9 protein-coding genes and 3 tRNA genes are annotated in these 13,816 nt (G+C 33.4%); 4 read left to right on the top strand and 8 right to left on the bottom strand.

Features of this window, described 5'->3' with window-relative positions; translation table 11 throughout:
* Window positions 1-863 precede the first annotated feature (863 nt).
* Both V6246_RS16560 and V6246_RS16555 read right to left on the bottom strand, forming a co-directional pair.
* Window positions 864-936: transfer RNA gene (locus V6246_RS16560), tRNA-Gly, on the bottom strand.
* Between the two features lie 50 nt (window positions 937-986).
* Window positions 987-1,412 (bottom strand): GNAT family N-acetyltransferase, encoded by a 426-nt coding sequence (locus V6246_RS16555; protein ID WP_341561599.1) that lies wholly within the window; start codon window positions 1,410-1,412, stop codon window positions 987-989.
* Between the two features lie 44 nt (window positions 1,413-1,456).
* On the opposite strand from V6246_RS16555, the gene V6246_RS16550 reads away from it, so the two are divergent.
* On the top strand, window positions 1,457-1,918 hold the full coding sequence (locus V6246_RS16550; protein WP_341561598.1) for a GNAT family N-acetyltransferase: 462 nt from the start codon (window positions 1,457-1,459) through the stop codon (window positions 1,916-1,918).
* Between the two features lie 74 nt (window positions 1,919-1,992).
* Window positions 1,993-2,760 carry a M48 family metalloprotease gene (locus V6246_RS16545; RefSeq protein WP_159019383.1) on the top strand — a complete coding sequence of 256 codons (768 nt, stop codon included), beginning with the start codon at window positions 1,993-1,995 and terminating at the stop codon, window positions 2,758-2,760.
* Between the two features lie 85 nt (window positions 2,761-2,845).
* Here the strand turns inward: V6246_RS16545 and porV are convergent, their stop codons facing one another.
* Together porV and porU are read right to left on the bottom strand one after the other, a co-directional pair.
* The gene (porV, locus tag V6246_RS16540; RefSeq protein WP_341561597.1) at window positions 2,846-4,090 is read right to left on the bottom strand and encodes a type IX secretion system outer membrane channel protein PorV; all 1,245 of its coding nucleotides are present in this window, start codon (window positions 4,088-4,090) and stop codon (window positions 2,846-2,848) included.
* Between the two features lie 31 nt (window positions 4,091-4,121).
* A complete protein-coding gene (porU, locus tag V6246_RS16535; RefSeq protein ID WP_341561596.1) occupies window positions 4,122-8,000 on the bottom strand; it encodes a type IX secretion system sortase PorU in 3,879 nt (1,292 codons plus the stop codon).
* 272 nt (window positions 8,001-8,272) lie between these two features.
* On the opposite strand from porU, the gene gldJ reads away from it, so the two are divergent.
* Both gldJ and V6246_RS16525 read left to right on the top strand, forming a co-directional pair.
* A complete protein-coding gene (gene gldJ, locus V6246_RS16530) occupies window positions 8,273-9,937 on the top strand; it encodes a gliding motility lipoprotein GldJ (RefSeq protein WP_341561595.1) in 1,665 nt (554 codons plus the stop codon).
* Window positions 9,938-10,020: 83 nt separating this feature from the next.
* Window positions 10,021-11,289, top strand: a complete 1,269-nt coding sequence (locus tag V6246_RS16525) for a UDP-N-acetylmuramoyl-tripeptide--D-alanyl-D-alanine ligase (protein ID WP_341561594.1) — start codon at window positions 10,021-10,023, stop codon at window positions 11,287-11,289.
* A gap of 141 nt (window positions 11,290-11,430) precedes the next feature.
* Here the strand turns inward: V6246_RS16525 and V6246_RS16520 are convergent, their stop codons facing one another.
* The 4 genes from V6246_RS16520 to V6246_RS16505 form a co-directional block, all read right to left on the bottom strand.
* Window positions 11,431-12,201, bottom strand: a complete 771-nt coding sequence (locus V6246_RS16520) for a LuxR C-terminal-related transcriptional regulator (protein WP_341561593.1) — start codon at window positions 12,199-12,201, stop codon at window positions 11,431-11,433.
* 111 nt (window positions 12,202-12,312) lie between these two features.
* Window positions 12,313-12,387: transfer RNA gene (locus V6246_RS16515), tRNA-Val, on the bottom strand.
* Between the two features lie 70 nt (window positions 12,388-12,457).
* Window positions 12,458-12,532 (bottom strand) — tRNA-Val (locus V6246_RS16510).
* Window positions 12,533-12,596: 64 nt separating this feature from the next.
* Window positions 12,597-13,814, bottom strand: a complete 1,218-nt coding sequence (locus tag V6246_RS16505) for a bifunctional folylpolyglutamate synthase/dihydrofolate synthase (protein WP_341561592.1) — start codon at window positions 13,812-13,814, stop codon at window positions 12,597-12,599.
* Window positions 13,815-13,816: the final 2 nt, after the last annotated feature.

Raw genomic sequence — 13,816 nt, 5'->3', positions numbered from 1 at the left:
GCTAAGCGGGTGCAAATATAAAACCCTTTTTTAACTCTCACAATAATTATTTAACTTTTATTTTAAAAAGATTTAATACCTCTCTAACATAATTACCAAACAATATACTTATGAACTTTCTAGCTAATTACGTTACCGTTTTTAGCGGCTGCAAACTTACAACCTTTTCTGAAACTCACAATGTTTTTTGACTCTTTTTTTAAAAGTTTTTTACCGCTTTTAAAACCTTAATCAATCAACCTGTTTATGAACGTTACGCCTTTAAAGTTTTACCTTTTTTAGCGGGGTGCAAATATAGATCCCTTTTTGGTTCTGACAACCTTTTTTATGAAGTATTTTTGAAGTTTATTTCCTAAAGCTCTTAATGAGCTTGTTTTAAATAGATTGGCTATGTATTTATTTTAACTTTTATTAAGCAACCACTCTTCTCGACTTGTTTTACTTAGCATTTGAACTGGTTACAACGTATAGTCCCCGCGTAAGGGATTGATGCGGCATCCTTTTTTTAAAAGAATGTTGAGCCATATAGTATACAACATAACCTAAAGCCTATCTATTAACTAAACCAATTATGCTAAGAACAAAAAAAAGATATAGCGGAAAGCCCGACCTATTAATGTGCGGCAAAAGCACATTAATAGGATACGCCCTAATTATGGTAAATTATCAATGGTAAAAAAGAAGTTCTCCTTTATATATAGTTACTTTATATATACGGTAGAATACGTAAGGCTATTATTGCTGGTTAAATTTAGTCACTAAATGAGTAAACGAGAATCGGTATAACTAAAACCTTTAAATTCTAGTTTTTTAAGGAAAGTATGGGAAACAAAAAAAGCTCCATATTTCTATGAAGCTTTTAGAGCGAGAGACCGGGTTCGAACCGGCGACATTCAGCTTGGAAGGCTGACGCTCTACCAACTGAGCTACTCTCGCATTTCCGGGTGCAAACATACAAACAATATACTTATCTATCAAAATAAAATTTACATTTTTTTCAAAAAATGATAGCCTAAAATTTTAAACCCTTCATTAAAATAAAATTTATGCGAGCCATGATTTGATACATAGGTGTTTAGCTCTACAGCCTTGTATCCTTTATTTTTTACGTAATTGTAAATCCATTCAAAAAACTGAGTTCCTAAACGCTGCCCTCTAAATTTTTCGTCTATAAAAACATGATCAACCTCTACGCTCCTACCTGAATAATGACGTGTACAAAACCATAAGCCGCAAACACCAATAAGCTCATTATCTTTAAAAAGAGCAGCGCATTCGTAATTTTGCATAAACATTTCTACAAAACGTTCTCGTAAAACAATATTGGAAACTTGATTATTATTTAATTTTTGAACTAAAGGGATTATTGAGTCTATATATTGGTGATTAATAATTTTAAATACAATGGCCATTATTTTTTTTAGTGAAGATAAATATTTTAGTTAAGTTTGATTTTATGAAAAAGCATAATTATAACGTAAAGCAAATACAGGCAGTTGACACATATACCGTACGACATCCTGTTTTAAGGAAGGGTAAACCCATAGAATCTTGCATTTTTGATGGCGATGATTTAGAAACAACCTTACATTTTGGTATTTATAATGCTGAAGAACTTATTGGAGTCTGTTCTTTCCTAAAAAACAATAACCCGAAGTTCTCAGAATTAAAACAATACCAACTCCGAGGTATGGCTGTTTTGAAATCTCAGCAAGGTTTAGGAGTTGGCAACATACTATTAGAGTATTGTGATAATATATTAAAGGAAGAAAAAACAGATCTAATTTGGTGTAATGCTCGAGAGGTTGCTGTTAATTTTTATAAAAGGAATGGATACCGTGTTATTGGCGACTCCTTTAACATAACAGGTATTGGACCACATTTTGTAATGAAAAAGCAATTGGACCTAAGTGACTGATAGGTAAAAAGAGTGTCCAAACTATATAATCCATTTTTTTTGTAATTTCACAACTAGCAAAAACATTAACCACCATGAGAGGAAAAAATCTAAAAGTAAGACTATTAATAGGTGCCGCAATCGCATTGTTTTTTGTTTTTAAACGATGTAGCCAACGTGAAGAAAACCCATATACAGGTAGAACTCAAACTATTTCGATGAATGCCAATGAAGAAATTGCTATTGGTTTACAAAGTGCCCCGCAAATGGCACAGCAGCATGGAGGCCTACATGAAAACAATCAATATCAAGCATTGGTTGATAACGTTGGAAACAAATTAATAAATAATAGTATTGCAAGAGAAACACCTTATAAATACGAATTTCATTTACTTGCCGACCCAAACACAATTAACGCATTTGCTCTTCCAGGTGGTCAAATATTTATTACATACGCTTTGTTTTCTCAATTAGAAAATGAAGATCAGTTAGCTGGTGTTCTAGGTCATGAGGTTGGTCACGTTCTTGGGCGCCATAGTGCAGAACGTATTGCAGAGAGCGAATACTGGCAAGGTTTAACCACTGCCGGCTCTGTAGGTGCAGACATGGGAGGCTTAGTTAGTGGTATTGGGCAAAACACATTACTTACAAACGGACGTGATGATGAACTTGAAAGTGACGAATTAGGTGTCCGCTTTATGCTAAAGGCAGGTTACAATCCTGAAGAAATGATTGGCGTTATGGAAATATTGAAAGCTGCTGCGGGACCAAATCGTGTTCCAGAGTTTAAAAGCACGCACCCTGACCCGGATAATAGAATTGAAAAAATTAGAGAAGCTATTGAAAAATATAAAGGTTTATAGTTGTTTAATTTTATAGACTACTTTTACTAAAACAAAAAAAGACTGCCTTTCGAGCAGTCTTTTTTTGTTTTAATTTATTTATATTTTAGTATTCACGGTATTCGCCAGCCCCAATATTGAAGGTTAATGAAAAACGTAACGTATTTTCTAACGGACTCTGAACTTTAGAAGCTGAGAATAGGTAAGACAAATCTATGTTTACCACATTGGCCTTAAATCCTGCTCCTAGTGCAAAAAACTTTCTAGCTCCTTTTTCTTCACTTTCGTTAAAGTACCCTGTTCTGAATGCAAAAGAATCTTGATATACATATTCCGCTCCTAATGAATATGTAAACTCTTTAATTTCTTCACTAAATCCGCCTGGTGCATCTCCAAAAGATTGAAACATACCTGCTAAAAATCCAACATCTTGAGATTGCCCTTCGTAAATAACATTTGATGCTCTTAAATCTCCTAGAGTATCTACATCCTCATCATACTGGCCGTTTCCATTTTCATCAGTATAATTATATTCATCACCTAACCTTGGAGGTGTTGGCACCAATAATTTAGCAACTTCTGCTGTTACTGCTATTTTATTATAATCATCGAATATAAAATCGAAACCTGCACCTAAACGCAAGTTAGTAGGTTGAAAATTTTCGATTCCACCTTCCTCGTAAGAGAATTTAGGTCCGATGTTTTGAATGGCAAATCCCATTCTCCATCTTCCATTAAAATCAGCGTAAGCTTCTTCTTCACCTTGATAAAAACCAGAAATATCTACCCCAAATGTACTTGCAGCTGTAGCATCACCATCAACAGGACCTAATTTTAAATCAGAAGTCATGAAACGCATAGCAACAGACATGGCAAACTCTGGAGATAAACGCAAAGCATATGATGCATCTAAAGTAAATTCATTAGGACGTGCTATTAAAGCATTCACAAATTCGTTTTCACGGAATTCAATATCTCCCAAAGAGAAATATTTTAAACTGGCTGCAAAAGCACTACGATCATCAATACGATTAAAATATGTTAAGTTTCCTAAAAAAATATCATTAACTAACTTACTTAAGTATGGCGTATAACTAACACCTACTCCAGATTTAGTTTCTGAAAAAGCATACTTAGCAGGATTCCATTGTTGAGAAAAAGCATCTACAGAAGTTGCAACTCCCATATCTCCCATAGCTGCTGCACGAGCATCTGAAGTAATTAATAAAAAAGGAACGCCTGTTGTAATAACTCTAGAATCATTTGTGTTTGGTATAATTACAGTAGTTTCTTGAGCATTCATTTTTACAACAAAAACGAATGATAATAATAAGAGTACTTTAGTTTTCATGAATTAATATTTAGTTGCAATATATATTTTTTTATAGAATTACTAGCTTTTCAATCTTTTCTACCGTTTTGTTTAACAGGCTGGAATGGACTTTTAATTTGTAAATATAAACACCTTTACCAATTTTATCACCAAAATCGTCACGACCATCCCAAACAATATCTCTAGATAGCGAACTTGTAACATTAAAACCGGTAGCTGTTTGTCTGTTTAATGTTCGAACCAATTTTCCGGAAACGGTGAATATCTGTATAGAAACGTCTAAAGGAGCCGAACTATTGTGATTAAACCAAAATTCTGTATAATTAACAAAGGGATTTGGGTAATTCAATACATTATTAATAACCAAAGCCTCATCTTTATCATAAACAATAAATTGAATTTCTGATACGGCAGAATTATTATAAACATCCCACGCCTTGAGCGTTAAGGTGTGCAAACCAGGTTCCAAATCTCTAAACGGATAACTCAAAATCCCTGTTTTATAATCGTCTACACCTGTTTGGTAATAATCGTTAAGCACAACTGGGTTTGTTTCATCACCATCAAGTATGGCAACAATATCGTGACCAACACCACTGGCTGTATTTATACCATTTTCATCTTCCATTATAGCCAATAACGTTGGCGACTCGTTGGTAATACCTCCGGATACAAAGTTTTCATCATTCATATATAAAGAAATAACCGGACCTGTATTATCTACCGGTGCATCTTCATTTAAACCTCCTATTTTTACAGTGCCTATACTCGCTCCTGCTTGATTACTTTCTAAGGCTTCATCTTTAGAATAAAAACTCACCTTCCCTACTCCAACAGGAATACCAACATCTTTTGGCACAATAAAATCGAATTCAAATTCACCATTTGTAACAGAGGCTTGTCCTCTAAAAATGATTTCGCCCAACGTTGAAAAATCTAATTTTACAAGTTCTCCATTCAGTCGTGTACCATCATTTGCTAAAGTTTGACGTTCTATATTTTTATCATAAATAGTTGTAGATACTGTACCATTATAATTACTTAATAAATTACCAGATAAATCGGTTACCTCACCAGCCATTTTTACATAACTTAAAGCTTTTAATGTATCGGTTACTTGCGCTAAAGGCACATCGTTAATTTTAGTTAAGTTTATATTAGGTTCTGCAAAAGCAAGTTTCATGGCCGGATCGCCAATAAAAAAGACTAAACGTCTTTGGCTCGAATTAGATATTGCAGGATTATTTTTTGTTAGCCTTAACGCTTCCGCCATAGAAGGATATTCATTATCCTGAAATGTATCATCGTCTGAATACGAAAACAAATATTGCCCTAGATTATTATTAAAATTAATAGCGAACGATACAAAGATTTGTCGCGTGGTAGAAATTAATCCAATCGCTCCAGAATCTTCATTCCAATAAGTTAATTCACCAGCTGTTTCTTTGTAGGGATTATCAAATTTAGTGTACTCACAAGTTACAGTTACAAAACAATTGAGCTTTCCGAAATTACGAAACTCCTTAATTTCTTCTTGAAATATTAAATGCTCTTGCGCCAACCCATTTTCTCCACCATGCCCAAAGTAGTTTACAACTAAAGCGCCTTTATCAATAGCATCTATAATTTCTGAAGTTACACGAGGATATCTATCTCCTCCTGCTGTTGTTTCTTGTTGAAAAGCATCGGAGTGAATTTTTATAACATTCAAAAATGGTTTTTCTTCAGTAATTAAATTTCCAATATTATCTGTGGTTTGCTGCAATACGCCTTCCCAATCCAAATCTACATCATCCGAAATCACTACCACATTATTTCGCCAGGTACCCAAAGCTTCCTTTATATAGTAAGATTCTATTTTATCGACCATTTGATTTGCACGTTCTGGTGTGTCGGCAAGAATTCGACCAACGGCAATATCTAATTTATCACTCGAAATCATTGTTCCTTCGTTATCATCCATCATTCCGTAGAAATCATCCGAGACAAAAGAATTTGTTAAATTCAAACTTTCATAAGAATACCAAGAAGGCATAACATTCGTATTATTCGGTATACGATCTTTATAATCGAAAGATCCATCGCCGAATAAACATAGATATTTTATTCTATTTTCGGGAGTGCTGGCATTATCATAAACATACTTCACCAAATTTCTAATAGCCCCAATATCTTGGTTTCCGGTACTGAATTCATTATAAATTTCGGTTAACCCTAAAACTTTCACATTCAAACCATATTGATCTGTGTTAATTTGAGCTAAGCGATTGGCCTGACTTAACATATTATCTGGTGCAACAATAATATAATCTATATCTTGAAACTCATTTTGATTGTTTAAAAATATAGTTCCTTTTATATTCTGATTGGTTAAAGTAGTTTTTCCATCAAATTTAGGCTCATAATAATCCGAAGGTGTTACGGCTACATAGTTTTTTAAAACTCCTAAATTAGAGGTGAACGTAAAATTATCTTCAGCTGTACTATTTTCGGCATTAGTGATATTATAGATATCGGTAACATCCCAAACTTCGGAAATTTCAGAAGCATTTTCAATAGTATATCTACCTACACCCGAAGCCGATTCTACAGCTTTGTTTTTAAAATGAAACTGAGGTTTTATAAATTTTAGTGCTCTAGTCGCTTCAATAGAAATATAATCTAAATATCCGAGCGCACTAGGATCGCCTTGATTGTTATAACTCAATTTAACATCAACTTCTGCAGAACTCACTGAAGTATTTGTGATATAAAATCTATCATTACCAAGTGTTGGATCGTCTGCTCCTGGTAAAACTAGCGTCGACAACTCATTACCATTAACAGCAATAGCCATTGAAGTTGGCTCTGATGAAATTGTAGCTACGTAAACCTTTAAGGCAACAGGTGTCGATGTTACAATTTCTGGAAACTCAAATTTGAAGTTCTGTTCTGCTTCCACATCAAAACGCTCACCAAACCAACGACGGCCAAGTAAAGCGATATTTTCATTATCATATTCATGATACTGATAATCCTGAAACGTATTAATCTCTAAATCTACCGAGCCTGCTGGTTGTGTAAACGGAGAAATACGTTTTCCATTACCAGAACCTGTATTGATATAATAATATGTTTTATCACTATAGCAGTTTATATTTGTATTGCTTTCTTGGTTAAATTGTTTCGGACCTTGCCCATAAAACAAAATATAATCGGAATCGTTAAAAACACCGTCTTCTTCCCCTACAAACTTTACAGCATTCTCGACAACATCAAAAGGATAATCTTCATTATTAGAAAAAGGAATCATCCGTCCGCCGTTTCCAAAAATCCTAATAGTTCGAGGATCTACATTATTTACATTAACGCCCAAGCGTTTGATAAAGGATTTTGATAATTTAAAAACACCCGTTGTATCAATATAAAAGCGAAACCATTCCCCTTTATCCAAAACAGAATTAGAAATCACTTTTGTTCCTGAAGTTTTATTTAAATTGGCGCTTCTTCTCGATGTTCCGTTTGAATAATTAACTTGAAACTGAGTAACTTTTTTGTAAATTCCATTATCATATATAATAGGAGACAATTGCAACATAGCATATTGTTTCCCTCTTGCTATAGAGTTTCTTAAAGTATAGGTTAACTTTTTCGGAATTTTATTAATTGGTAAATCTTTTAATTCTGCTAAAGAGATATTTGCATAACTCACTTTAGATATAACTACAGATTCTACGTTAACAGAAGAAGTAACTTCCCATTGAGAAACAAACTGAAGTCCTAAATCAAAATCGAAATCACAGACTTCTTCATTAAAAAAAGGAACTTCAATACTATAAGAACCTCCTGAAATTGTTTGAGATGCCTGCCAATTGAGAGTAAACGTCTTTTGCTGAGCAAATACAGTAATAGAGGTTAGTAATATAAATAGGAATAAATTCTTTTTCATCGTTAAAATAACGTCTTTAGCTTTGAGTTAGTATTAAAAACGCAATAATTTCTAAAACATCAACAAAAATACGATAATAAATTAGCAAAACATTCGTTTATACAACACAATCGAACAAAAGAAGGCGCTCATAACACCACAAAACATCGATGTAACGCTTAAAAAACAGGACAAAACACCTCTTTTTTTGGTTAAAATGTAAAAAATAGCTTGTTGTGTAAGGTTTAATTCTTATATTGCAGCACCAAAATATTATTAGCTTACTTAAAAGTATGAATATGAAAAAAGTAGTGACAATCAAGGTTTTATTAATTGTAGCACTAGCTGTAGTGTCTACAAGTTGTAAAAAATCTTCGAGTTCTAAAAATAGCTCTAGAGCAACTGGATGGAACATTAACGATAGAGATGGTGGTTTTCAATATAATACAGAGTTTAAAGAACAGGAAACATCTCCTGGTCTTGTATTTATTGAAGGAGGCACATTTACTAAAGGTCGAGTGCAAGACGATGTTATGCATGACTGGAATAACAGCCCTAACCAACAGCATGTTATGTCTTTCTACATGGATGAAACTGAGGTTACCAATGCTATGTATTTAGAATACTTAGATTATTTAAAACGCTATTACCCTCCTTCTGAGGAGAACTTTAAAGCAATTTACAACGGTGCTTTACCAGATACATTAGTTTGGAGAAACCGCTTAGGATACAATGAAGTTATGACGGAGAATTACCTACGTCACCCAGCTTATGGAGAATACCCTGTAGTTGGTGTTAGCTGGATTCAAGCTGTAGAGTTTTCTAATTGGAGAACAGACCGCGTTAACGAATTAAACTTAAGTCAAGCAGGATATCGTGAAATAAACCACACTGATATTGATCCTGATAATGCATTCAACACAAATAGATATACTATTGACCCTAGCTCTATGGATACAGGCGAACCTGTTGACTCTAGAAGAAATAGAAATATTACTGTAGATGCAGAAGGAAACGAATCTGGTATTTACGCAAGTAGAGAAACAGGTGTTCTTGCTCCAAAATACAGACTACCAACTGAAACTGAGTGGGAATATGCTGCTTTAGGATTAAGCGAAATTAGAAGCTATAACCTTTACAGAGGTCGTAAAAAATATCCATGGGACGGACAGTACACACGTTCTGGAAAAAGAAAAATTAGAGGAGACCAAATGGCCAACTTTAAACAAGGTAAAGGTGATTACGGTGGAATCGCAGGATGGTCTGATGATGGTGCCGATATTACAAATGCAGTAAAATCTTATGCTCCAAACGATTTTGGTTTATATGATATGGCTGGTAATGTAGCTGAATGGGTTGCCGATGTTTACAGACCTATTATTGATGATCAATTTAATGACTTTAACTACTACCGTGGTAACGTTTATACTAAAAACGCTATTAACGAAGATGGTTCTGTAAAAGTAATTACTTCAGATGAAATTGTTTATGATACTTTATCTAACGGAAAAATTATTGCTAGAAATTTACCTGGTGAAATCATGCAAGTTCCTGTAGATGAAAATGAAACATTCCAAAGAACGAATTTTGATAAAAGTAACGAGATTAACTTTAGAGATGGAGACAAGCGCTCATCAAGAAAGTTTGAAAGCTTCGGTGATGAAGATGAAGAATCTGGAAAATCTAGCGGAATGTATAACTCTCCTAAACATAATATCTCTAGAGATTCTTTAGGAAACATTGTTAGAGAATATGATAAATCTAACAATAGAACATCTTTAATTAACGATGAAGTTCGTGTTTACAAAGGTGGTTCTTGGAAAGATAGAGAGTACTGGTTAGATCCTGCACAACGTCGCTACTTCCCACAAGATATGGCAACAGACTATATTGGGTTTAGATGTGCAATGTCTCGTGTTGGTTCTAAAAGTAAAGGAGGAAACAAAACGAAAAACTAAAACAAGTATTCGTTAATAAATATAAAAAGTCCTAGCAATATGTTAGGACTTTTTTTTATACATTTATTTTAAAATTTTAAGTTTTGAAAATAGAACAATTATATAGCCTTTTCTTAGAATGTGGTAGCGTATCAACAGATACTAGAAAAATTAAAAATAACGACATGTTCTTTGCTTTAAAAGGGGAAAACTTTAACGGTAACACATATGCTAAAAAGGCCTTAGAAGCTGGTGCTAAGTATTCTATTATTGATGAAGTAGAATATAAAACTTCAGATAAAACAATTTTAGTAGATAACGCTCTAGAAACTCTACAAGCACTAGCAACCTTCCATAGATCGTACTTAAAAATACCGATTTTAGCCTTAACAGGAAGTAATGGTAAAACAACCACAAAAGAACTTATTAATTCGGTACTGTGTCAAAACTTTAAAACAACAGCCACTGTTGGTAATTTAAACAACCACATTGGTGTGCCTCTTACCTTACTATCTATGAACCAAAACACAGAAATTGGTATCGTAGAAATGGGAGCAAACCATCAAAAGGAAATAGCGTTTTTATGCAATATTGCTAAACCCGATTTTGGATATATCACAAACTTTGGAAAAGCACATTTAGAAGGCTTCGGAAGTGTTGAAGGCGTAATTAAAGGGAAAAGTGAAATGTACGATTTTCTGATAACCAATAATAAAACCATTTTTGTAAACTCTAATGATAGCATACAAGTAGACAAAACAGAAAGTGCTACGCGTTTTACCTTCGGAAATAACAATTCAGATGCTAATATTAGCTTTAAAGACGCGCAACCCTTTGTTATTTCTCTATTTAAAGAAGAAGAGATTAAAAGTCAATTAATAGGTGATTACAACTTCAATAACATAGCAGCTGCAATTGCGATAGGCCAATACTTTAAAGTTGCTGTTACCGACATTAAAAAAGCGATAGAGGGCTATACACCTACCAATAACCGTTCTCAAATTATAGAAAAAGACAGTAACAAAATAATATTAGATGCGTACAATGCAAACCCTACAAGTATGCATGCCGCACTTTTAAATTTTGAAAAACAAAAAGGTAATAAAATTGCCGTTTTGGGTGATATGTTTGAACTAGGAACAGAAGCCGTGATTGAACATAAAAACATTGCAGATATGGCTGTATCATTAAATATAGAACACATTATTCTAGTTGGCGAAAACTTCTATAACGCAGATATAAAATCTAATCGATTAAAAAAGTATAAATCTTTTAACGATCTAGAGGTTGCATTCCATATTTCAAATGTAGAAAATTCTATTATATTAATTAAGGGATCTAGAGGCATGGCCTTAGAACGACTTTTAAATTAAGCATAAAAAAAGTGCCTGATATAAAACCAAGCACCTTCTGTTTAAATAATTCTCCCTAAGAACTAATTAATAGCACTGTAAAGGTCATATTTTTATGGAATTTACACAATACTCAAATTGAGTATTGTGATGTTTTTTTTATTAAAGCAGACTTTTATTCATTTTAAGCATACCTATTAATTCGCCAGTAGAAGATATGTTCAGTTTCTTTAAAATATTTCTTCGATGCGTATCCACCGTATTAGAACTAATATTGAGGCTAATTCCAATCTCTTTACTCGTTTTATTTAAAACAAGAAGCCTAATAATATCTCGCTCCCTATTACTAATACCACCTTTTAATAGCTTATGCGAAAAATTACTAAAATATACGGTTTCATACTCATCCTTACAGTTTAATAACTTAGCCGAAGCGCAAACTTGCATCTCCATCTCGCCTGGTAAAACCGTGTAATGCGCTAAACCTATTATAGGCTTATTGTCACTATCGAACTCTAATGGTGTCGTGGTCTGTATTAAATTTACATATTCCTCTTTAGCATTCTTTAAACGGTAATTCCAAGTATAACTCATGCGTTCTCTATTTTCCAAGGAAATTTCAGTTAACGTAAAATTCATCAATTCATTTAATGCTTGAAGCCACTGCTCCAAATCATCGGGATGCATTCTACTCCAAAAATTACGCATACCACGAGCTTTTAATTCGGCTTTATCTAAGCCCAAACAAGCTGTCATATTTTTACTAATATATTCAAAAGTTAAATCTTGTGTATTAGTAACACAGAAAAAGGTAGAACTATAAGGCAAGTAAGTATCCAACTCAATAAATTTCTCTATATGCTTTTTGAGAGAAGGATTATCGTGAGATTTAAAGATTTCTTTATAAGTATCTTTAATATTATATCTATTCATGAGAGTGGATTGATTATCCTAAAATAGTAAAAATATTACACTCGTGAAGAATTTACTTTAATTTTTGGCATAAAAAAAACCTAAGACTTTCATCTTAGGTTTAAATTTCTGTGGGCGCGAAGGGATTCGAACCCCTGACCCCTTGGGTGTAAACCAAGTGCTCTGAACCAACTGAGCTACGCGCCCTAACAATTATAAAGAGTAAACTCCTTTTTTACGTATAAAAAAAGTCTAAGATGTTATCTTAAACTTAATGTGGGCGCGAAGGGATTCGAACCCCTGACCCCTTGGGTGTAAACCAAGTGCTCTGAACCAACTGAGCTACGCGCCCTAATTATTAGGAGGTGCAAAGATACACTACTTTTTGACTTTACAAAGACTTTTTTTGAAAAAAATTAAATTATTTCTGCTACTACAAAAGTACTTCCTCCTATAAAAATAAAATCATCGATCTCCGCTTTTTCTTTCGCTACTTTATAAGCCTCATCTACTGATTTATAGCTCTTACCTGTTAAATTATACTTGCTAAAAAACGCCCTTAATTCTTCTGCATCTAGACCACGAGAAATATCTGGTTTACAGAAATAATAAGTTGCATTTTTTGGTAATAAATCTATTATAGATTCTAAATCTTTATCATTTACCACTCCAAATACAATATGAAGGCGATTATAAACTTCATTAGAAAGCTGTTTCATCACATAAATTAAACCTTCTCGGTTATGGCCTGTATCACAAACCACCTTAGGCTCCTGATTTAAAACTTGCCAACGCCCTAATAAACCAGTGTTTTTTACAACGTGTGACAATCCTTCTTTTATATTACTTGTAGAAATATTATAATTTTTATGCTGAAGAATTTTGATGGCAGTTACAACCGTTTGAATATTTTTAACTTGATAATCTCCCTTTAAATCAGATACATAATTATTAGATACTTGCTGATCGGCAAAAGTAATATCAGTATTATTCTTAGTTGCTAAATCTACAAACACAAGTTTCGTTTCCTCTTGAGTCTCTCCTATTACAACAGGCACATTAGGCTTTATAATACCACCTTTTTCAAAAGCTATAGCATCTAAAGTATTTCCTAAAAACTGCGTATGATCTAACCCTATATTTGTAATTACTGAAACCTCTGGTGTAATAATATTTGTAGAGTCTAATCGGCCACCTAAACCAACTTCTATAACTGCTATATCCACTTTTTCTTCAGAAAAATATTCGAATGCCATACCAACCGTCATTTCAAAAAACGATAATTGATTAACCTCAAAAAACGATTTATTACGTTCAATAAAGCCTGTTACAAATGTTTCAGTTACTTCTTTACCATTTATTTTAATACGCTCTCTAAAATCTTTTAAATGAGGCGAAGTATACAAGCCCACTTTATAACCGGCCTCTTGTAAAACAGAAGCTAGCATATGGCTAGAAGAACCTTTTCCGTTGGTTCCTGCTACGTGTATTGTTTTAAAATTTTGGTGTGGATTATCTAAATGGTTTATAAGCAAAACCGTATTACTCAAATCTACTTTATAAGCCGATTTGCCCTGCCTTTGATACATTGGCAGTTGAGAAAACATCCAATCTAAAGTATCGCTATACGTCATGT

Origin of the sequence: Algibacter sp. TI.3.09 (assembly GCF_038154905.1) — a bacterium.
Classification (GTDB): Bacteria; Bacteroidota; Bacteroidia; order Flavobacteriales; family Flavobacteriaceae; genus Algibacter.
The sequence above is the reverse complement of the archived record's forward strand: the minus strand, read 5'-3'. Positions and strand labels throughout refer to the sequence as shown.